Origin of the sequence: Stenotrophomonas sp. SMYL86, from assembly GCF_036320025.1 — a bacterium.
GTDB classification, from domain to species: Bacteria; Pseudomonadota; Gammaproteobacteria; order Xanthomonadales; family Xanthomonadaceae; genus Stenotrophomonas; species Stenotrophomonas maltophilia_A.
In genome coordinates, this window is record NZ_JAWIRU010000007.1 from 100,856 (window position 1) to 121,481 (window position 20,626).

16 protein-coding genes and 2 tRNA genes are annotated in these 20,626 nt (G+C 65.6%); 4 read left to right on the forward strand and 14 right to left on the reverse strand.

The features are described 5' to 3' along the window. Positions 1-339: 339 nt before the first annotated feature. Genes V3B64_RS10045 through V3B64_RS10055 form a run of 3 tightly spaced genes read left to right on the forward strand, consistent with a single transcriptional unit; the run spans position 340 to position 2,469 of the window. Complete coding sequence (locus V3B64_RS10045; protein ID WP_005410439.1) at positions 340-636, forward strand: hypothetical protein; 297 nt, start codon at positions 340-342, stop codon at positions 634-636. Next, on the forward strand, positions 636-899 hold the full coding sequence (locus tag V3B64_RS10050) for a hypothetical protein (RefSeq protein WP_153855896.1): 264 nt from the start codon (positions 636-638) through the stop codon (positions 897-899). Before V3B64_RS10045 ends, V3B64_RS10050 begins: the two co-directional genes overlap by 1 nt. 10 nt (positions 900-909) lie before the next feature. Beyond that, positions 910-2,469, forward strand: a complete 1,560-nt coding sequence (locus V3B64_RS10055; RefSeq protein ID WP_049401220.1) for a PepSY-associated TM helix domain-containing protein — start codon at positions 910-912, stop codon at positions 2,467-2,469. Between the two features lie 129 nt (positions 2,470-2,598). Here V3B64_RS10055 and V3B64_RS10060 read toward each other — a convergent pair whose 3' ends face one another. Together V3B64_RS10060 and V3B64_RS10065 are read right to left on the reverse strand one after the other, a co-directional pair. Next, complete coding sequence (locus V3B64_RS10060; protein WP_032128655.1) at positions 2,599-2,991, reverse strand: VOC family protein; 393 nt, start codon at positions 2,989-2,991, stop codon at positions 2,599-2,601. A 100-nt stretch (positions 2,992-3,091) separates the two neighbouring features. Next, positions 3,092-4,282, reverse strand: coding sequence for a glycoside hydrolase family 18 protein (locus V3B64_RS10065; RefSeq protein ID WP_329914085.1), 1,191 nt, complete (start codon positions 4,280-4,282; stop codon positions 3,092-3,094). 222 nt (positions 4,283-4,504) lie between these two features. Between V3B64_RS10065 and V3B64_RS10070 the strand changes: the two genes are divergently transcribed. Next, positions 4,505-5,491 (forward strand): hypothetical protein, encoded by a 987-nt coding sequence (locus V3B64_RS10070; protein WP_329914086.1) that lies wholly within the window; start codon positions 4,505-4,507, stop codon positions 5,489-5,491. A 134-nt stretch (positions 5,492-5,625) separates the two neighbouring features. Here the strand turns inward: V3B64_RS10070 and pnp are convergent, their stop codons facing one another. From pnp to nuoL, 12 genes are all read right to left on the reverse strand, one after another. Continuing rightward, positions 5,626-7,734, reverse strand: a complete 2,109-nt coding sequence (pnp, locus tag V3B64_RS10075; protein WP_121504563.1) for a polyribonucleotide nucleotidyltransferase — start codon at positions 7,732-7,734, stop codon at positions 5,626-5,628. A gap of 151 nt (positions 7,735-7,885) precedes the next feature. Next, complete coding sequence (rpsO, locus tag V3B64_RS10080) at positions 7,886-8,146, reverse strand: 30S ribosomal protein S15 (RefSeq protein ID WP_005410445.1); 261 nt, start codon at positions 8,144-8,146, stop codon at positions 7,886-7,888. A gap of 173 nt (positions 8,147-8,319) precedes the next feature. Beyond that, positions 8,320-9,228 carry a tRNA pseudouridine(55) synthase TruB gene (truB, locus tag V3B64_RS10085; protein WP_329914087.1) on the reverse strand — a complete coding sequence of 303 codons (909 nt, stop codon included), beginning with the start codon at positions 9,226-9,228 and terminating at the stop codon, positions 8,320-8,322. A 107-nt stretch (positions 9,229-9,335) separates the two neighbouring features. After that, a complete protein-coding gene (gene rbfA, locus V3B64_RS10090) occupies positions 9,336-9,719 on the reverse strand; it encodes a 30S ribosome-binding factor RbfA (RefSeq protein ID WP_005410447.1) in 384 nt (127 codons plus the stop codon). A 158-nt stretch (positions 9,720-9,877) separates the two neighbouring features. Then, positions 9,878-12,523: a translation initiation factor IF-2 gene (gene infB / locus V3B64_RS10095; protein ID WP_032128650.1), complete on the reverse strand. Its 2,646-nt coding sequence runs from the start codon at positions 12,521-12,523 to the stop codon at positions 9,878-9,880. 92 nt (positions 12,524-12,615) lie between these two features. Beyond that, complete coding sequence (gene nusA, locus V3B64_RS10100) at positions 12,616-14,127, reverse strand: transcription termination factor NusA (protein ID WP_005410449.1); 1,512 nt, start codon at positions 14,125-14,127, stop codon at positions 12,616-12,618. A 4-nt stretch (positions 14,128-14,131) separates the two neighbouring features. Next, the gene (gene rimP / locus V3B64_RS10105; protein ID WP_014037945.1) at positions 14,132-14,722 is read right to left on the reverse strand and encodes a ribosome maturation factor RimP; all 591 of its coding nucleotides are present in this window, start codon (positions 14,720-14,722) and stop codon (positions 14,132-14,134) included. Between the two features lie 354 nt (positions 14,723-15,076). Further along, a tRNA-Met gene (locus tag V3B64_RS10110) sits at positions 15,077-15,153 on the reverse strand. A gap of 82 nt (positions 15,154-15,235) precedes the next feature. Continuing rightward, positions 15,236-15,312 (reverse strand) — tRNA-Met (locus tag V3B64_RS10115). Between the two features lie 127 nt (positions 15,313-15,439). Next, on the reverse strand, positions 15,440-16,900 hold the full coding sequence (nuoN, locus tag V3B64_RS10120; RefSeq protein ID WP_032128648.1) for an NADH-quinone oxidoreductase subunit NuoN: 1,461 nt from the start codon (positions 16,898-16,900) through the stop codon (positions 15,440-15,442). Between the two features lie 15 nt (positions 16,901-16,915). Beyond that, the gene (locus V3B64_RS10125; protein ID WP_049437087.1) at positions 16,916-18,424 is read right to left on the reverse strand and encodes an NADH-quinone oxidoreductase subunit M; all 1,509 of its coding nucleotides are present in this window, start codon (positions 18,422-18,424) and stop codon (positions 16,916-16,918) included. A 23-nt stretch (positions 18,425-18,447) separates the two neighbouring features. Beyond that, on the reverse strand, positions 18,448-20,625 hold the full coding sequence (gene nuoL, locus V3B64_RS10130; protein WP_182266468.1) for an NADH-quinone oxidoreductase subunit L: 2,178 nt from the start codon (positions 20,623-20,625) through the stop codon (positions 18,448-18,450). Between the last annotated feature and the right edge of the window lies 1 nt (position 20,626).

Here is a 20,626-nt window from a genome sequence, read left to right on the forward strand (position 1 = left end):
GGAACATAGGGCCTTCGGGGGCAGGTCAACAGTGGGCGGTGGTAGTGCTCATGTCGCACGCTCGGCCGGCGCTGGGCGCGGGCCACCTTGTTCCAGTCAGGGTTCTGCGATGATCTTAAACCAGCCCGGCGGAAAGCCCAAGGGCTACCGTACGGTCCGCTGAATGGGCCTCGCTGGCGGCGTGAAATTGCAATGATTACCATGTCGGCGCAGGCCGCCCTGTGCCAGCCTGCCCGCTTTCCCCCAGGACCCCGTGATGCGCCACCCGCTCCGACCGGCTCCCGCCGGCCCCGCCCGTGCCCCGCGTTCGCCGGCCCGCTGCCACGCTGGCCGCCCGCGATGATCACCGTCGGCCTTTCCACGCTCGGCTTCTGCAGCCTGGGCATGCTGGCGGCGATGTTCTCGGCGCTGGCCTTCTATGCCGCCTCGCCACACTGCCGCTGGCCGCGCCTGCGCCGTGCCGGCCGCCTTGGCCGCCAGATCGGCCTGGTCGCCGCTGCCGCCGCGCTGTGGCTGTGGATGGCCGAGCTTGGTTTTGCCGCCGGCCTGGTGGCGATGCTGTGCACCTGGATGCTGGCCGCCATGCTGCTGCCGGCGCTGGCGGCCTGGCACCGCCCCGGCACGGAGTCGCCGTGATGTGGCCGCGCGCCTTCGCCGGCATCGTGGTCGGCTTCCTCCTGGCCGCCGCCGTCACCGGCCTGCTGGCGTGGCTGCCGCCCGGCCCGTGGCAACGGGCGCTGGTGCCGACCCTCATCGCCTTCATCCCGCTATGGATGCTGGCCGCCCTGTGGGCGTTCAGTTTCCGCAGCGCGCTGCGCGCCTGGCTGGTGCTGGCCGGCAGCGCCGCCGCCGGCTTTGCCGTGCTCGGGCTGCTGCGCCTGACCGGCGCGGTGCAATGAGACCTTTCCCATGAAGTTCAGTTCGCAGACGCTGCGCACGTTCACCACCCTGCACACCTGGGTCGGCCTGGTTGCCGGCTTCGGCCTGTTCGTGGCCTTCTACGCGGGTGCGCTGACCCTGTTCCACCACGACCTGCCGCTGTGGCAGACGCCCGGTGCAGCCACCGCACTCCCCGCCGGCCTGGACGACGCGCAGTACCTGCTGGAAGACGTGCTTGCCGCGCATCCGGAAGCGCGCCGCCACGTCGGCATGACCTTCCCCGGCACCGAACACCCGCAGCCACTGGCCTACTGGCAGGCCGATGACGGCAGCTGGCGCTACGCCTGGCCGGGACAGATCGCCGGCAGCCCGACGCCGCCACAGACCGGGCTGGCCGAACTGGTCAACGAGCTGCATTACAGCCTCGGCCTGCCGGTGGCCGGCATCTACGTGATGGGCATCGTCAGCCTGCTGTATGGCATGGCACTGCTCAGCGGCCTGGTGATCCACCTGCCAAAGCTGTTCGGTGATCTGTTCGCACTGCGTCCGGGCCGCAACCTGAAGCAACTGTGGCAGGACGCGCACAACGTGATCGGCGTGCTCAGCCTGCCCTTCCACCTGATGTTCGCGGTCACTGGCGCCCTGCTCTGCCTGGTGTTCGTGCAGATGGCCCTGCTCAACCCGCTGATCTACGACGGCAAGGCCCTGCAGGCGGTACCGACCGCAATGGACACCGCGCCTGTGCGCGACGCCAGCGGCATCCCGGCACCGCCGGGCAGCCTGCGCGTGCTGCATGCACGCGCGCTTGAAGTGGCCCGCGCACAGGGCGTGGCCAATTTCGAACCGGCCTACCTGAAGCTGGCCAACGCCGGCGATGCCAACGCCACCATCGAGATCACCGGCGAATCCACCGGAACGCTCGGCCCGCTCGGCGCGGTGGCACTGGACGTGGCCACCGGCAACGTCCTGGCCTCGCAGCTGCCCGGCCAGCGCGACGCCAACCACGCCACGCTCAGCGCGGCCTATGCCCTGCACTTCGGCGAGTTCGGCAACGGCGTAGTGGTCTGGCTGTACTTCCTGCTCGGCCTTGGCGGTGCCTTCCTGTTCTACTCCGGCAACCTGTTGTGGATCGAATCGCGGCGCAAGCGTCGCCAGCCGCAGCAACCGCGTGCCGGGGTGAACATGGCACGGGCCACGGTCGGCGTCTGCATCGGGCTGTGCGTTGCGATTTCGGTCGCGTTCGTCACCGCGCTGGTGCTGGAGCGGCTGGCACCGTCCGCGGTCGACCACGGCATCCGCTGGGCCTGCTTCGGCAGCTGGGCGGCCTGTGCGCTGTGGGCCGCGCTGCGACGCCCGGCGCAGGCGGCACGCGAACTGCTGTGGGCGGCGGCGATCAGTACCGCACTGGTGCCGATCCTGCATGGCGCGCTCAATGGTGACTGGCTGTGGCGTGCTGCCGCGCGTGGCCACTGGCCGCTGTTCTGGGTCGATGCCATCGCGCTGGCCATGGCCTTCGGCTTCGCCCGCCTGGCTGTGGCCAGCCAACGCCGCGCCCGCAACGGCGACCCCAACAGCGTCTGGGCCAACTGAGCCGTCGCCGGGCATGGCCCGGCGCTACCGACCGTTACGCGCAACGCCCCCTGTAGCGTCGAGCATGCTCGACAGCTGTTGATTTCGCGCCAAGCTCCGTCGAGCAAGCTCGACGCTACCCAAGCAGGATCATGCCTCGCCGGGGTAACGACTCACTTCGATCAGGTTGCCATCCGGGTCGCGGAAGTACACCGATTCGATCAGCCCCAGCGCGCCAGTACGTGCGACCGGCCCCTCCTCCACTGCAACGGACTGCGCCTGCAGGTGGGCCAGCACATCGGTCGTCGCCGTGCGCGTGACCAGGCACAGATCGGCGCTGCCCGGCATGGGCCGCAGCGCATGCGGTTGTAGCGGGGCGCTGGCCGGATGCAGGTTGATCTTCTGCTGGCCGAACTGCAGCGCGGTGCGGCCCGCGCCGAAGTGCACGACCTGCATGCCGAGCACGCGCTGGTAGAAATCACAGCTGCGGTCGATGTCGGCGACGGTGAGGACCAGATGGTCCAGGCGTTCGAGATGGATCATGCCCGCAGCGTAGCGCTGCGGACGTGGCGGTAGTGTGCGGTGTCGGGTCGATGACGTTGCGGCATTGCGCCAGGCATGACCCGCCGCAGCCAGGCGAGGTTCAATCGCCGATGCGTGCCTTCTGCCAGGGACCCAGCATGGCGTTGAGCAGGCTCGCCTGTTCGTCGTCGCCGGTCAGCTCCCACATGAAGACGCCGGCCAGGCCCTGCTCACGGGCGAACTGCGCACGCAGGCCGATCGAGCGCGGGTCTTCATAGCTGATGAAAACCTTCTGCTCGGCGTTGTACAGCCACGGGCTCTGCGCCTGTGGTTGCCAGTGCTTCGTCCAGCCCGGCTGGTCGAGATAACGCGCCTTGATCACCCGCCAATCGCCGGCATCGGCCGGTGCGCTGTAGGCCTGATACAGACCGTCCGGTGCATCGCCGGTGACCTTGAAGCCGCGCCCGTAGAACGGCACGCCCAGCACCAGCTTGTCGGCCGGCACACCATGCTCGCGGTAGTACTGCACTGCGCCGGCGACGTTGTTCCAGCGCCGCAGTTCCGGCGCCAGCGGATCAGCTGGCACTTCATGCAGGGGCGCATTGAACGTCGACACCGCCGAGAAGCCGGTGCCCATGTCGTAGCTCATCAGGTTGATGAAATCGAACACCTTGGCCAGCGCCGGCAGGTCATAGCTTGCGGCTGGATCGTAGGGGCCATCGGTCTGCAGGCGACCGGCGGCCAGTGCGGCGGTCAACAGCATCGGCTGCCCCGCCTTGCGGCCATGCGCATCAAGGGCCACGCGGAACGCCTGCGCGAGCCGGGTCAGATTGGCGCGGTCCTGCGGGCGGTGTGCCAGCTCCTTTGGCCCGCCACTGACCGGGAACTCCCAGTCGATGTCCACGCCATCGAAACTGCCAGCATGACGATCGAAGAACAGCGCCATGCATGAGTCGACCAGGCGCTTGCGGCTGCCCTCGGTCAGCGCTGCATCGGAGAATCCACCTGCCCCCCAGCCACCGATCGAGATCAGCGTGCGCAGATGCGGGTGCGCCTTCTTCAGCTCGGCCAGCGCCGCGAAATTCTTCGGCGCTTCCGCACCGATCGTGCAGCGCCCGTCCTCGATGGTGGAGAACGCGTAGAACAGGTGGGTGAGGCGCTCGGCCGGAATGCTCGACACCGGGTAGCGCTCGGCCGAACCACCGGGGTAGTAGGCACCGAAGATCGGCGGCTGCGCGGGTGCCGCATGCACGGCAATGGGCAAGGCACCGGCAATCAGCACGGCAAGGGCAGCCACGGTCTGGCGGAACATGGGATCTCCCGGTTCGAAGGCGCAGCCACGTTAGCAAACGGATGGGGCTGTGGGACGGTTGTCGTGGCATGTCGTCCAGTGGACAGGTGCATCCCGCCGGATGACGACAACGCGCCAGTCATGCAACGACCCTCATGCACTGCAGCAGGACACACGCCGACGCCGCCTTCGCGGGCTCGCGCATCGGCTAAGGTAGCCGCGGACCTTCAACCGCGCATGGACATGAGCACCGACCACGACAACCTCGACGACGGCGACCTGCTGGACGACGAAACCCTCGACGAATGCCAGGCCCTGGAGGCACGCGCCTACGGCGCCTTCCACGAAGGCGACCTGCAGCAGGCGGTGGCGCTGTTCGGCGAGCTGATCGCACTCGCTCCGGAGGTGCCGTACCTGCATTACATGCGCGGATTGGCGCACAAGTACCTGCGCGACTGGGCTGCCTCACTGCAGGACAACCTGCAATCGGAGCAGCTGCGTGGGGAATTCGATGTCGCCACTGCCTGGAATGCCGGCATCGCCGCCACCGGCATGGCGGACTGGGCCGAAGCACGACGCCAGTGGACCCGCTGTGGCATCACCCTGCCCGAAGGCGAGGGCCCGATCGAGGGCCACTTCGGCGTGGCCTGCGTGCGCCTGGCGCCATGGTCCGACGCCGAGGTGGTGTACATGCGCCGCATCGATCCGGTGCGTGCACGCATCGACAACGTACCGCTGCCCGAAAGCGGCTTCCGCTTCGGCGACATCGTGCTGCACGACGGCGCCTCGACCGGCCGCCGTACGTACAGCGAACACGAGGTGCCGGTGTTCAATGCAATGCAGCGCCTGCAGGCATCGGACATGGCGACCTTCACCGTGTTCGTGCAGTGCGATTCGGCCGATGACATCGCTGCGCTGGAGGCAATCACCCTGCCCGGCATCGGCATGGTCGAGGACTGGACGGCTACCGTGCGCCGGCTGTGCCGCCGCTGCAGCTACGGCACGCCGCACCAGCATGGTGATGAGGCGCCAGATGAAGACCAATGGAGACGCGAACGTGACCTCGGCGTGGCCGCACAGGGCCGGGCTGCGGTGGAAAGGCTCATGGCGGTGTGGGTCGCTGCAGCCCCCGGCCGGGTGCTGGAGGCCATCGAACAGCGCGAGCACCCGATGAGCGACCCGGAGCCAGGCCAGGTCTGGTGGCTGGGGGAGGACGAAGAAGACGCGTAAGTGCAAGGACCAACGGTCCTCATCCACAGGATTCCAGGCAAAGAAAAAGCGGGCCGAAGCCCGCTTTTTCATTTCAGCGATTCCAGGAGCGTGTCAACCAAGGTTGACACCTACCGTAATCGACCGGAGGTCGATTACTCGGCGCTGGCGGCGTCGCCTTCTTCCACGGCCTTCATCGACAGGCGGATACGGCCCTGCTTGTCGACTTCCAGCACCTTGACCTTGACCACATCGCCTTCCTTCAGCACGTCGCCGACCTTCTCGACGCGATCGCTGGAGATCTGCGACACGTGGACCAGACCGTCCTTGCCCGGCAGGATCGTGACGAACGCACCGAAGTCCATGATCTTGGCGACCTTGCCTTCGTAGATGCGGCCCGGCTCGACGTCCGAGGTGATCTGCTCGATGCGGGCCTTGGCGGCCTGGGCAGCGATGGCATTGACCGAAGCGATGACGATGGTGCCGTCATCCTGGATGTCGATCTGGGTGCCGGTTTCCTTGGTGATGGCCTGGATGGTCGAGCCACCCTTGCCGATCACTTCGCGGATCTTGTCCGGGTGGATCTTGATGGTCAGCAGGCGCGGCGCGTAGTCCGACAGCTCTTCACGCGGAGCGGTCAGGCCGTGGGCCATTTCGCCCAGGATGTGCAGACGGCCAGCCTTGGCCTGCTGCAGAGCCTGCTTCATGATCTCTTCGGTGATGCCTTCGATCTTGATGTCCATCTGCAGGGCGGAGATGCCCTCAGCGGTACCGGCCACCTTGAAGTCCATGTCGCCCAGGTGATCTTCGTCACCCAGGATGTCGGACAGGACGACGAAGCGCTCGCCTTCCTTGACCAGACCCATGGCGATACCGGCAACCGGCGCCTTCACCGGCACGCCGGCGTCCATCAGGGCCAGCGACGAACCGCAGACCGATGCCATCGACGAGGAACCGTTCGACTCGGTGATTTCCGAGACGACGCGGATGGTGTACGGGAAGGCTTCCAGCGACGGCATGACAGCCAGCACGCCGCGCTTGGCCAGGCGACCGTGGCCGATTTCGCGGCGCTTCGGGCCCATCATGCGGCCGCACTCACCCACCGAGAACGGAGGGAAGTTGTAGTGGAACAGGAAGTTTTCCTTGTACTCACCGGCAACGGCATCGATGACCTGGCCATCACGGGCGGTGCCCAGGGTGATGGTCACGATGGCCTGGGTTTCGCCGCGGGTGAACAGCGAGGAACCGTGGGTACGCGGCAGCACGCCGGTCTTCACGGCGATCGGGCGGACGGTGTCCAGCGCACGGCCGTCGATACGGACCTTGGTGTCCAGCACCGAGTCACGCATGGTGCGGTATTCCAGCTCGCCGAATTCCTTCGACAGCTCGGCCGGGTTCCAGCCTTCAGCGGCCACGCGGCCAGCCAGGGTTTCGACCACGTCCTTCTTGATCGCCGAGATGGCGTCGCGGCGCTGCAGCTTGTCGCGCACCTGGAAGGCTTCGCCCAGGCGCGGGCCGATGGCTTCCTTCAGGGCGGAGATCAGCGCGTCGTTCTTGGCCGGGGCTTCCCAGGTCGACGGCTTGGTGCCGGCTTCGACGGTCAGCTCGTTGATCGCGTTGATGACCTTCTGCATTTCGCGGTGACCGAAGGTCACGGCGCCCAGCATCACTTCTTCGGACAGCAGCGCGGCTTCGGATTCGACCATCAGCACGGCGTTGGAGGTACCGGCGACAACCAGTTCCAGCTGCGAGTCAGCCAGTTCGCTGACGGTCGGGTTCAGGATGTACTCGCCGTTCTTGTAGCCGACCTTGGCAGCGCCGATCGGACCCATGAACGGGGTGCCGGCCAGGGCCAGGGCAGCCGAGGCGCCGATCAGGGCCGGGATGTCACCGTCCACGTCCGGGTTCAGCGACATGACCGTGGCGATGATCTGCACTTCGTTCTTGTAGTCTTCCGGGAACAGCGGACGGATCGGACGGTCGATCAGGCGCGAGATCAGGGTTTCCTTCTCGGTCGCACGGCCTTCACGCTTGAAGAAACCACCCGGGATACGGCCGCCGGCGTAGAACTTTTCCTGATAATCGACGGTCAGCGGGAAGAAGTCCTGGCCTTCGCGCGCGCTCTTGGCGGCGACGGCGGTGACCAGCAGTACGGTGTCGTCCATCTTGACGATGACGGCGCCGCTGGCCTGACGGGCGACTTCGCCGGTCTCAAGCGTGACGGTGTGCTTGCCGTACTGGAAGGTTTTGGTGATTTTTGCCACGGAGGGTGTCCTTGGGGATGCTGTCTGCGAATTTGGACCGTCGGCGACCCTTGCCGCCAGCGGGTGGCCGGATCGTTCCGGCCTGAATCGGGGATTGCGGTGCTACAAAACAAAACCGCGGCGCATCGCTGCGCCGCGGGGGATTCGTTGCTTAGCGACGCAGGCCAAGCTTCTCGATCAGGGCCTTGTAACGCTCGACGTCCTTCTTCTTCAGGTAGTCGAGCAGGCTGCGACGGCGGTTGACCATCTGCAGCAGGCCGCGGCGGCTGTGGTGGTCCTTCTTGTGGGTCTTGAAGTGGCCGGTCAGCAGTTCGATGCGCGCGGTCAGCAGTGCAACCTGGACTTCCGGGGAGCCGGTGTCAGCCGAGCTGCGCTTGTTGTCTTCAATGACCTTCTGGGTGTCGATCGACATTTCTTTTTTCTCTGTGATGCGTGGCCGGCAGGAACGCGCTTCGCGCACCGCCAGGCTCGCCGTGGACTACGAGGATGAAACCTGCGCGAGGCAGGCTGCCGGAAAACGGCCGCGAAATTGTAACGGTCGGGGGCTTCCGGGACAAGGACCGGGGCTGAACCGCCCGGGTCCGGTCAGAGGTTGAAACGACGCTGCGGAGCCAGCAGGCCACTGTCATCGACCTGGCCCAGGCCCTGGACAGCATCGTCCGGGCCAAACACGGCCACCAGGCCATGCGGCCAGGACAGGTCCCGCTGGCGCTGGCCGACGCAGAAGCGGTGGGCCTGGTCGGCATCGAGGTCGACCCGCGGGTATTCAGCCAGGCCGGCCGCCAGCGGCAGCAGCAGCGCGTCCATCCCGGCCTCGTCACCGGCCTCGACCATCGCCCGCAGCTGGTCCAGGGTGACCATCGCCGGTTCATGGAACGGCTCGACCCAGAGCCGGCGCAACGCAGTGATGTGAGCGCCGCAGCCCAGTGCCTCGCCCAGGTCGCGGGCCAGGCTGCGGATGTAGGTGCCGGAGCCGCAGGTCACGCGCAGCCGCAACCGCTCGGGCTGCTGCTCCATCACCTCGATGGCGTGCACCTGCACCTCGCGCTCCGGCGCTTCGATGACGTCACCGCGGCGGGCCTTCACATACAGCGGCTCCCCACCCTGCTTCAGTGCCGAATAGATCGGAGCACGCTGGCGGATGCTGCCGGTCAGCGGCGCCAGCGCCGCCTGCAGGGCCTCGGCACTGATCGAAGGCACCGGGCGCTGCAGCAGCACCTGGCCTTCGGAATCGTCAGTGTCGGTGGTCTGGCCCAGCATGATCTCGGCGTCGTAGGCCTTGGCCGAGCCGAGCAGCAGACCGGCAATCTTGGTCGCCTCGCCGAAGCACAGCGGCAACAGGCCGGTGGCCAGCGGATCGAGGCTGCCGGTATGGCCACCCTTTTCGGCACGGAACAGGCGACGGGCCACCTGCAGGGCGGCGTTGGAGCTCATGCCGGTCGACTTGTCGAGCAGCAGGATGCCATCCAGGCGGCGGAACTGAATTCGGGTCATGACAGGATTTTGTAGAGTCGAGCCATGCTCGACTGCTGCAGCGCGGTCTGCATCAGACATCGCGCAGCCGGAATGCAACGACGCCGGGCATGCCCGGCGTCGCGCGGTTATTCTTCGTCGCTCTCGCGACGCTTCTCGGCGGCCAACGTATCAGGCAGATCGCGCAGGATGTTGTCGATGTGCTCACCACGGTCGACCGAGTCGTCGTAGTGGAAATGCAGCTCCGGCACGTGGCGCAGCTTCATCGCACGGGCCAGGTCCATGCGCAGGCGATAGCCCAGCTCCTTCAGGCCGGCCACGGCTTCGGCCGAACGTTCCGGCATCAGCGCGGTGACGAACACCTTGGCATGGGCCATGTCGCGGGTGATTTCCACGTCGGACACGCTCACCGAGGGCAACCCGTGCTCGCGCACAGCGTTGTGCACCAGGGTGCCGAGTTCACGGCGCAGCTGGGCGGAGACACGGTCGGTTCGATGGAAAGTCTTGGGCACGAGGAGCTCTTGGTTCAGTTGTCGCCCGGCCAACGGTCGGGCACTACTCTTGATTCAATGGTCGCCCGACCCACGGGCGGGCGCGACGACAGGGTAGCCGACCGGTGGGCGGGGTCTACAGCTAGGTAGGGCCCGACCGTTGGTCGGGCCACACCACATTACAGGGTGCGCGGCACTTCGATACGCTCGAAGCACTCGATCTGGTCACCCGGCTTGACGTCGTTGTAGGCCTTCACCGCGATACCGCACTCGGTACCGTTGCGGACTTCCTCGACGTTCTCCTTGAAGCGACGCAGCGATTCCAGCTCGCCCTCGAAGATCACCACGCTGTCGCGCAGCACGCGGATCGGCTTGTTGCGCTTGACCACGCCCTCGATGACCATCGAGCCGGCCACGGCGCCCAGCTTGGAGCTGCGGAAGACGTCGCGGACCTCGGCGATACCGATGATCTCTTCGCGGATCTCCACGCCCAGCAGACCGGAAGCCACCTGCTTCACCTGGTCGATCACGTCATAGATGATCGAGAAGTAACGCAGGTCCACGCCGTTGGATTCGATGATGCGACGGGCCGAAGCGTCCGCACGCACGTTGAAGCCGATGACGGTGGCCTTCGAAGCGGCCGCCGAGTTGGCGTCCGATTCGGTGATGCCGCCCACGCCGGAGTGGATCACGTTGATGCGGATGTCTTCGTTGGACAGCGCGACCAGTGCCTGGCTCAGGGCCTGCACCGAACCCTGCACGTCGGCCTTGATGACCAGGTTGAGGACCTGCTGGCCCTCGCCCTTGCCCAGGGTCGCCATGATGTCTTCCATGCGGCTGCCGGCGGTGGCGACCAGGCGCGATTCACGGCGCTTGGTCTCACGCTGCTGGGCAACGTCCTTGGCCAGGCGCTCGTCCTCGACGACCACGAAGTCATCACCCGCTTCCGGCACGCCGGACAGGCCCAGGACCTGCACCGGGATGGACGGGCCGGCGAACTCCGGCTGCTTGCCGGTTTCGTCGAACAGCGCACGCACGCGGCCGTACTGGATGCCGCACACCAGGTAGTCGCCCTTCTTCAGGCGGCCCTGCTGCACCAGCACGGTGGCGACCGGGCCACGGCCCTTGTCCAGCGACGATTCGATCACCACGCCCGAAGCGCGGCCTTCGTCGACGGCCTTCAGTTCCAGCAGTTCGGCCTGGATCGAGATGGCGTCCAGCAGGTCGTCGATGCCCAGGCCGGTCTTGGCCGAGATTTCCACCATCTGGGTATCACCACCGAAGTCTTCGGCCACGACCTGCTCGGACAGCAGTTCGTTCTTGACCCGCATCGGGTCGGCGTCGGACTTGTCGATCTTGTTGATCGCCACGATCAGCGGCACACCCGCCGAACGCGCGTGCTGGATCGCTTCCTTGGTCTGCGGCATGACGCCGTCATCGGCGGCCACGACCAGCACCACGATGTCGGTCAGCTTGGCGCCGCGCGCACGCATCGAGGTGAATGCCGCGTGGCCCGGGGTATCCAGGAAGCTGATCACGCCCTTCGGCGTATCCACGTGGTAGGCACCGATGTGCTGGGTGATGCCGCCGGCTTCGCCGGTGGCGACCTTGGTGCGGCGGATGTAATCCAGCAGCGAGGTCTTGCCGTGGTCGACGTGGCCCATGATGGTGACCACCGGCGGACGCTGGGTGGCTTCGCCCTGGTTTTCACCGGTCGAGGCCAGCAGTGCGTCTTCGGCGTCGTTGTCGTTGGCACGGATCGCCTTGTGGCCGAGTTCTTCGGTCACCAGCGCGGCGGTGTCATGGTCGATGGACTGGGTGATGGTGGCCATCACGCCCATCTTGAACAGCGCCTTGACCACCTCACCGCCCTTCAGCGCGAGCTTCTGCGCCAGGTCGGCCACGGTGATCGTGTCGCCGATCGCCACTTCACGCACCACCGGCGCGGTCGGACGCTCGAAGGCGTGCGGACCTGCATTGTTGCCACCGCGCGACATGTCGCGACGGCCACCGGCCTGGTTACGCCCGCCCGGACGACCACGGGTGTTGCTGTTGTTGCTGTTGCCACGACGCGCGCGGTCGGCAGCCGACAGGTGCATCTGGCCGGCGAAACGGTCGCCCGGGCCACGCTCGTTGCGCGGCGCGCTGCGGTTGTTGCGGTCGTCGTTGCGCGGCGGCGGCGGAGCGCTGCGCGGCGCAGCCGGAGCGGCGGCCGGAGCACGCGGCGGGCGCGGCGCGGTTTCATCGATCGGAGCGCGCTTGGGCTTGCTGGCCGCCAGCGCCTCGGCAGCCTTGGCGGCGGCCGCAGCTTCCTCGGCGGCCTTCTTCTCGGCCTCTGCGCGTTCCTTGGCCGCAACCTCTTCCTCACGGGCACGGACGATGGCTTCGTCGCGCAGACGATCCTTCTCGGCCAGGGCCTGCTGTTCGGCAAGGTTGCGCGCACGCGACTCTTCCAGCTTGCGCAGGATGTCGGCGCGCTCTTCGTCCGGGGTCATGGCGCGAGCACCATCCTTGACGTAGGTACGCTTCTGGCGCACCTCGACATTCACGGTCGTCTTGCTGCGACCGGAACTGACCGTCACTTCCTGCTGTTTCCGGCGGTTGAGCGTGATCTTCTTTGCAGACTGATCAGTTTCTTCCGGGGCCTGCTCGGGCTTGCCGTGCGAACGACGAAGGAAGCCCAGGAGCTTCACCTTCTCGGTGCTGGTCACGACCTGGTCGGGACCGCTGAACTTCATGCCGGCACCGGCCAGCTGTTCCAGCAGTTTTTCGACCGGCGTGTTGACCAGTTCGGCAAGCTTGCGGATGGTGGTTTGCTGCGACATTCGGATCCTATGATCTTGTGGGCGCCCCCCCGCATCTGGAGGTGGCGCGGATTCTACGCCCTGAGCGGCTCAGGGCCCTGTTCATTGCCGGCTCATTCGCCGCGTTCCAGTCGGGCGATCTCCTCGGCACGTGCGGCCAGGATCAGCGCAGCGGCGCGCGCCTGATCCAGCCCTTCGATGCCGAAGTCCATGACCTCGTCGGCGGCCAGGTCGGACAGATCCTCACTGGTACGCACGCCGTGGCCGGCCAGCGCATACGCGGTGGCTTCGTCCATGCCCTTCAGGGACAGCAGGTCCTGCGCCGGCTGGCCGTCTTCAAGGCCTTCCTCGACTGCCAGGGCCTCATTGAGCAGCGCATCGCGGGCACGAGCGCGCAGCTCTTCGACGATGTCTTCGTCGAAACCTTCCACGGCCAGCAGTTCGCCGACCGGGACATATGCGATTTCCTCGACGGTGCCGAAGCCTTCGCTCACCAGGATGCCGGCGATTTCCTCGTCCACTTCCAGCTTGTCCATGAACAGCTGGCGGGCCGAAGCCTGCTCGGCCTCCGACTTGGCGGTGACCTGGTCCTGGGTCATCACGTTGAGCTGCCAGCCGGTCAGGCGGCTGGCCAGGCGCACGTTCTGGCCGCCCTTGCCGATCGCCTGGGCCAGGCGGTCTTCGGCGACAGCCAGGTCCATCGAGTGCTTGTCTTCATCGACGATGATCGACTGCACTTCGGCCGGCGCCATCGCGTTGATGACGAAGTTGGCCGGGTTGTCGTTCCACAGCACGATGTCCACGCGCTCGCCATTGAGCTCGTTGGACACGGCCTGCACGCGCGAACCGCGCATGCCGATGCAGGCACCGATCGGATCGGTGCGCTGGTCGTGGGCGAGCACGGCGATCTTGGCGCGGTCGCCCGGATCGCGGGCGCAGGCCTTGATTTCCACCAGGCCCTGGCCGACTTCCGGCACTTCCAGCTTGAACAGCTCGATCATGAATTCCGGGGCGGCGCGGCTGATGAACAGCTGCGGGCCACGCGGTTCCGAACGGACTTCGGCCAGGTAGCCGCGCACGCGGTCACCGGCGCGCAGCACGTCGCGCGGAATGCCCTTGTCCTTCGGGATGAAACCTTCGGCGTTGCCACCGAGGTCGACATAGATGTTGCCGCGCTCGGCGCGCTTGACCACACCGGTGATCAGCTCACCCACGCGATCCTTCCACGCATCCACGACCTGCTGGCGCTCGGCTTCGCGCACGCGCTGGACGATGACCTGCTTGGCGGCCTGGGCAGCAATGCGGCCGAAGTCCGGGTTCTCGATCTGCTCTTCGATGTAGTCGCCGACGTCCACGCCTTCGGCTTCATCGACGGCGTCCATCAGGCGGATCTGGCGGTCCGGCGATTCCATGACCACGTCATCGGCCACCACTTCCCAGCGGCGGAAGGTTTCGTAGCTGCCGTCCTTGTGGTCGATGACCACGCGGGTCAGCACTTCCTCGTCGGGATAGCGCTTCTTCGCTGCCGAGGCCAGGGCGGCCTCGATGGCATCGAAGATCACTTCACGCGGCACGCCCTTCTCGTTGGCGACTGCGTCGACTACCAGCAACAGTTCCTTGCTCATTGGCTCACTCCGCGCGCGGCTTCTTTGCCGCCGGCTCGTTGGAAGAAGAATTCTTGTTCGGCTTCGGACGCTTCGGTGCCGGACCGGTCGGCTTGCTCGGGGCCAGCCCCAGCGCCACCCAGTCGGGCATGATCCGTGCCTTGTCGATGTTGTCGGCCGACACGACCACTTCGGCCTTGTCGACGATGAAGGTGATGGTGTCCGCGGCCTCGTCGGTCGCTTCGATGCGGCCCTGCAGGCGACGACGGTTGTCCTGCGGCAGCTTCAGCGTGACCTTGGCCATTTCGCCGAGGTGACGGCCGAACTGCTCCAGGTTGAACAGCGGACGATCGACGCCCGGCGAAGACACTTCCAGCGTGTAGTTGCCGCTGATCGGGTCTTCGACGTCCATCTGTGCCGACACTTCGCGGCTGACCCGCTCGCAGTCGTCGACATTGATGATGCGCTCGGGCTGTTCAGCCAGCGGCACGTCGATGTAAAGGCGCAGGGTCGCACCGCCGGGGGCCGGCAGATACTCAACGCCCAGCAGCTCCAGGCCCAGCGACACAACGGTCGGGGCGAGCAGATTCGCGATGTCGGTTGCCTTGTCGCTCACAGCCTGCCTTGATCTCTTGGTTGGGTGCCGGCCTTGGCCGGCATGGAAACATGACGCCCCGGAAACGACAAAGGGCCCGCTGGGCCCCTTTTCCGGAAAGACTCCGGTGACTGGATTCCGGTTGCAACCTGCAGTGCCTGCCGGTTGCGGCCCTCCTTCCGGGTCCGGACTCCCGCTGGGAGGCCGCCTTCAGGGGTATTGCTAGGCCGCTGATGATAGCGACTGCACCGCGCTGGTGCAAGGCTTGGGCCGGCCTTGCCGCACCGGCAGTCGAGCATGGCTCGACTCTACAAAAATGCGGAACCCCAAAGAAAAACGCCCTCGAAGCAGGACTTCGAAGGCGATCTCTTTACTTGGTAGCGGGGGCAGGATTTGAACCTGCGACCTTCGGGTTATGAGCCCGACGAGCTGCCAGACTGCTCCACCCCGCATCAGAAGCGGAATTATGAGTGAATGCTTCAAAACATGCAAGCCTTCCCTCATTCATCAAACCGGTTGGCGCCGATATGAAGTTGGTAGCGGGGGCAGGATTTGAACCTGCGACCTTCGGGTTATGAGCCCGACGAGCTGCCAGACTGCTCCACCCCGCACCGGAAGTGTTTGAACTGCTGCCCTGCTCTTTCGAGGAGGGCTACCGCAACGATGTTCTGGCTGAACCGCTGCAGTGACAACTCAGGCTGCGCATATTACACGAATCGCGCAGCTTTGTGTCAACTTTTATGCAAGATGCGCAAATGCCTGCTGGCACCAGACCATGATCGGGTTCCAGGCCAGGCCCAGCGCCAGCAGTGCCAGCGCGTTCACGCCCAGGACCAGGCCCAGCACGCGGTCGTTGCTGCGCGGCATGGCCTCGCCCACCGGCTCATCGAAGTACATGACCTTGATGACGCGCAGGTAGTAGAAGCAGCCGACCACGGCACACAGCACGCCGAGGATGGCCAGCCACAGCAGGCCACCGTTGACGGCCGCGCCCAGCACCGCCAGCTTGGTCCAGAAGCCCAGGAACGGCGGGATGCCGGCCAGCGACGCCATGATGCACAGCACCAGGCCGGCCATCCACGGGTTGCGGGCATTGAGGCCCTTGAAGTCTTCGATGTTCTCGGCTTCGAAGCCGGCACGCGACAGCGCGATGATCGCGCCGAAGGCGGCGGTCGACATGATGGCGTAGGCCAGTGCGTAGAACAATGCGGCGGCATAGCCCTGCGAGCCGCCACCGGCAATGCCCATCAGCAGGAAGCCGATGTGCGAGACGGTGGAGAACGCCAGCATGCGCTTGAGGTTGCTCTGCGCGATGGCCATCAGGTTGCCGATGACCAGCGAGACTGCGGCCAGGCCGGCGATCAGCAGCTGCAGTTCGGTCGACAGCGGGCCCACGCCCATTTCCAGCAGGCGGTAGGCCATGCCGAAGGCGGCCAGCTTCGGCGCCGAGCTGATGAACAGTGCGATCGGTGCCGGGGCACCCTGGTACACGTCCGGCAGCCACATGTGGAACGGCGCGGCACCCAGCTTGAAGGCGACGCCGGCGATCATGAAGACCGCACCGGTGATCAGCAGCACGCGCTCTTCCGAGTGCGGGATGGCCTCGCGGATGACGTCCAGGTGGAGGCTGCCGGTGGCGCCGTAGATCAGCGACATGCCGTACAGCAGCAGGCCAGAAGCCAGCGAACCCAGCACGATGTACTTCATCGCCGCTTCCGAGGCCAGGCCGTTCTCACGGTTGCTGGCAACCAGCGCGTAGGAGCACAGCGCCAGCAGTTCCAGGCCCAGGTAGACCATCAGCAGGCTGCCCGCCGAGACCAGGATCATCATGCCGGCGGTGCCGAACAGGATCAGCACCGGGATCTCGCCCTGGAACAGGTTGCGGTCGCGCAGGTAGCGCCAGCCGTAGACCAGGGTCAGGCCGCTGAGCAGCACGATCCCGGTCTTCATCACGTCCGCGGCGGTATCACGCACGAACATGCCATGGAAGACCTCCCCCTGCCCGCCCACGCCGGTGGCCAGCATGAACAGCACCACGGCCAGCGCAGCGAGCGAGAACAGGTGGGTGACGATCTTGTTCCGGTTGCTGACGAACAGGTCGAGGATCATCAGGGCGAAGGCGCTGCCGATCAGCACCAGCTCGGGAGCGAGCGGTGGCAGGTCAGCGGCGGTCAATGGCAGCAGCGGCGAGGTGGTCATCATCAAATCCTGGAATTACAGCAGCTTGCTGGATGCGATCTGCATCGCCAGCTTCGCGATCGAGGGCTCCATCAGGTCGGTCAGCGGCTTGGGGTAGATGCCCAGGGCCAGCACGCCGATGGCGAACACGCCCAGCACCAGCCATTCGCGGCCGTTGATGTCCTTCAGTTCGGCAACATGGCTGTTGGCCACTTCACCGAAGAAGATGCGCTTGTACAGCCACAGGGTGTAGGCGGCGCCGATGATCAGGGTGGTGGCCGCGCCCAGCGCGATCCACGGATTACGCTGGAAGGCCGACAGGATGACCATGAATTCGCCGACGAAACCACTGGTACCCGGCAGGCCCGCGTTGGCCATGAAGAACAGCATGGCGAAGGTGGCGAACCACGGCATCACGTTGACCACGCCGCCGTAATCGGCGATGCGGCGGCTGTGCATGCGGTCGTACAGCACGCCGACGCAGGAGAACATCGCACCGGACACGAAGCCGTGCGAGATCATCTGCACCATGGCGCCCTGCAGGCCCAGGCGGGCGGCATCGGCGTTGCCGGCTTCACGCACCAGCCACAGGGCAATGAACGTGCCCAGAGTGACGAAGCCCATGTGCGCGATCGACGAATAGGCGATCAGCTTCTTCATGTCGTCCTGCACCAGGGCGACGAGGCCGACGTAGATCACCGCGATCAGCGACAGCGCGATCACCAGCCACGCCCATTCCTGCGACGCGTCCGGGACGATCGGCAGGTTGAAGCGCAGGAAGCCGTAGCCACCGATCTTCAGGGCGATGGCGGCCAGGATCACCGAACCGGCGGTCGGCGCTTCCACGTGGGCATCCGGCAGCCAGGTGTGGACCGGGAACATCGGCACCTTGACCGCGAAGGCGATCAGGAAGGCGAAGAAGATCCAGGTCTGTTCCTTGGCCGACAGCGGCAGCGCGTACAGGTCGGCCAGCTGGAAGCTGCCCCCCTTCATGTACAGGTAGATCAGCGCCACCAGCATCAGCACCGAGCCGAGGAAGGTGTACAGGAAGAACTTCAGCGCGGCGTAGATGCGACGCGGGCCGCCCCAGACACCGATGATCAGGAACATCGGGATCAGCATCGCCTCGAAGAACACGTAGAACAGCATCGCGTCCGTGGCCGAGAAGATACCGACCGTGACGCCTTCCAGGATCAGGAAGGCGGCCACGTACTGGTTGACGCGCTTGTCGATGGCGCTCCAGGCGCCGATCAGGGCAAGCACGCTGACCAGGGTGGTCAGCAGGATCAGCGCCACGGCGATGCCGTCCACGCCCAGGTTGTAGCCGATCTTGTACGCCGGGATCCAGGCATGGGTCTCGACGAACTGCAGACCGTCGATGCCCGCGTTGTAGCCGCTCAGCAGCGAGAGGCTCGCCACGAACGTCAGCACCGCTACGCCCAGCGACGCCCAGCGGGCGGTCTGCGCATCACGGATCGCAAGGATCAGGGCGCCACCGATGATCGGCAGCCAGATGAGGACACTGAGTAGAGGCCAGTTCGACACGTCTTCTTATTCCGTACAGGTCATCAACGCAGGTAATGCATCAGCACGCCCAGAAGGGCAATCAGGCCGATGATCATCGCGAAGGCGTAGTGATAGAGGAAACCGGATTGGGTACGACGCAGCACGCCGGCTGCGACGTCCACAACACGTGCCGAAAGATTGACCACGCCGTCGACGATGTTGCTGTCGATCCAGCGTGCGACCTTGCCCAGCTTGACGCTGCCACCGGCAAAGCCATCGATCCACAGCTTGTCGAAGCCGTACTTGTTTTCCAGCACCGACACCAGCGGAGCGAAGGTCTTGCGCGCCTTGCCCGACAGGTCCGGCTTCCACAGGTAGAACAGCGCAGCCAGCAGGAAGCCCGCCAGGGTCAGCCAGAACGGCGGCAGCATCATGCCGTGCAGCGCGAACGCCACCGGCCCGTGGAACTCTTCGCCCAGGAAGGCAACGGTGTTCTTGGCCGGATCGTAGAAATCGACGATGCCGGTGAAGAACGTGTTGACCTGGCCCTTGATTGCGTCGTGTGCATGGTGGCCGGCCCAGTCGGTGCCGTGCAGCATCGGACCGATGCTGAAGAAACCGATGGCGATCGACGGGATGGCCAGCAGGATCAGCGGCAGGGTCACCACCCACGGGGTTTCGTGCGGCTCATGCGGACCGTGGCCATGGCCGTGGTCGTCATGGTGCGCGTCCCCATGATGGGCATCAGCAGGGTGCGCATCTGCGGCGTGGTGATCGTCATGGGCATGGCCGTGATCATCATGCGCGTCGCGGAAGCGCTCCTTGCCGTGGAAGGTCAGGAACAGCAGGCGGAAGCTGTAGAAGCTGGTCACCAGCACGCCACCCAGCACTGCCCAGTAGCCATAGGTGGCCACCCAGCTGTTCTGCATGTGGGCGTGGATCTCGGCCGCCTCGATGATGGTGTCCTTCGAGTAGAAGCCGGAGAAGAACGGCGTACCGACCAGGGCCAGGGTACCGATCCACATGGTGACGAAGGTGATCGGCATGTACTTGCGCAGGCCGCCCATCTTGCGCATGTCCTGCTCGTGGTGCATCGCGATGATGACCGAGCCGGCACCCAGGAACAGCAGCGCCTTGAAGAAGGCGTGGGTCATCAGGTGGAACACGGCGGCCGAGTACGCCGACACGCCCAGTGCAACCGTCATGTAGCCCAGCTGCGACAGCGTGGAGTACGCGACGACGCGCTTGATGTCGTTCTGCACGATGCCGATCAGGCCGGTGAAGAACGCGGTGGTGGCACCGATGAACAGGATGAAGTTCAGCGCGGTCTGCGACAGCTCGAACAGCGGCGACATGCGGGTGACCATGAAGATACCGGCGGTCACCATCGTCGCGGCGTGGATCAGTGCCGAGATCGGGGTCGGGCCTTCCATCGAGTCCGGCAGCCACACGTGCAGCGGGACCTGGGCCGACTTGCCCATGGCACCGATGAACAGGCAGATGCAGATGACGGTGGCGATCGACCAGATCACCGGCTCGTTCAGCAGCTGCATGCCGAACATGGTGCCGTCCCAGATCTGCAGCTGGGCGCGCGGGTCAGCCAGCATGCCGGCCTGCGAGAACACCTGCGAGTAGTCCAGGGTGCCGAACACCCACAGCACGCCGGCGATACCGAGCAGGAAGCCGAAGTCACCAACGCGATTGACCAGGAACGCCTTCATGTTGGCGAAGATCGCAGTCGGGCGCTTGAACCAGAAGCCGATCAGCAGGTACGACACCAGGCCCACCGCTTCCCAGCCGAAGAACAGCTGCAGGAAGTTGTTGCTCATCACCAGGGTGAGCATCGAGAAGGTGAACAGCGAGATGTAGCTGAAGAACCGCTGGTAGCCCGGATCGTCCTGCATGTAGCCGATCGTGTAGATGTGGACCAGCAGCGACACGAAGGTCACCACCACCATCATCATCGCGGTCAGCTTGTCGACCATGAAACCGACGTGGGCCGAGTACTGGCCGACTTCGAAGAACGTGTAGATGTTCTGGTTGAACGGCTGCGCACCGCCCCACAGCAACTGGTAGAGCGTGTACATCGACAGGCCGCAGGCAACCGCGACGCCGAGGATGGTGATGGTCTGCGCGCCGAAGCGCTTGACCTGGCGACCGAACAGGCCGGCGATGATGCTGCCGAACAGCGGTGCAAGCACCACTGCGATCAACAGACTCTTGGAGAGAGTGATTTCCATC

Bases quoted from the DNA above. Each gene is read 5' to 3' on its own strand.
- nuoN (WP_032128648.1), bottom strand. From the start codon at position 16,900: ATGACCACCTCGCCGCTGCTGCCATTGACCGCCGCTGACCTGCCACCG.
- infB (WP_032128650.1), bottom strand. From the start codon at position 12,523: ATGTCGCAGCAAACCACCATCCGCAAGCTTGCCGAACTGGTCAACACG.
- V3B64_RS10045 (WP_005410439.1), top strand. From the start codon at position 340: ATGATCACCGTCGGCCTTTCCACGCTCGGCTTCTGCAGCCTGGGCATG.
- nuoL (WP_182266468.1), bottom strand. From the start codon at position 20,625: ATGGAAATCACTCTCTCCAAGAGTCTGTTGATCGCAGTGGTGCTTGCA.
- V3B64_RS10065 (WP_329914085.1), bottom strand. From the start codon at position 4,282: ATGTTCCGCCAGACCGTGGCTGCCCTTGCCGTGCTGATTGCCGGTGCC.
- truB (WP_329914087.1), bottom strand. From the start codon at position 9,228: ATGACCCGAATTCAGTTCCGCCGCCTGGATGGCATCCTGCTGCTCGAC.
- V3B64_RS10050 (WP_153855896.1), top strand. From the start codon at position 636: ATGTGGCCGCGCGCCTTCGCCGGCATCGTGGTCGGCTTCCTCCTGGCC.
- V3B64_RS10060 (WP_032128655.1), bottom strand. From the start codon at position 2,991: ATGATCCATCTCGAACGCCTGGACCATCTGGTCCTCACCGTCGCCGAC.
- rpsO (WP_005410445.1), bottom strand. From the start codon at position 8,146: ATGTCGATCGACACCCAGAAGGTCATTGAAGACAACAAGCGCAGCTCG.
- V3B64_RS10055 (WP_049401220.1), top strand. From the start codon at position 910: ATGAAGTTCAGTTCGCAGACGCTGCGCACGTTCACCACCCTGCACACC.
- V3B64_RS10070 (WP_329914086.1), top strand. From the start codon at position 4,505: ATGAGCACCGACCACGACAACCTCGACGACGGCGACCTGCTGGACGAC.
- nusA (WP_005410449.1), bottom strand. From the start codon at position 14,127: ATGAGCAAGGAACTGTTGCTGGTAGTCGACGCAGTCGCCAACGAGAAG.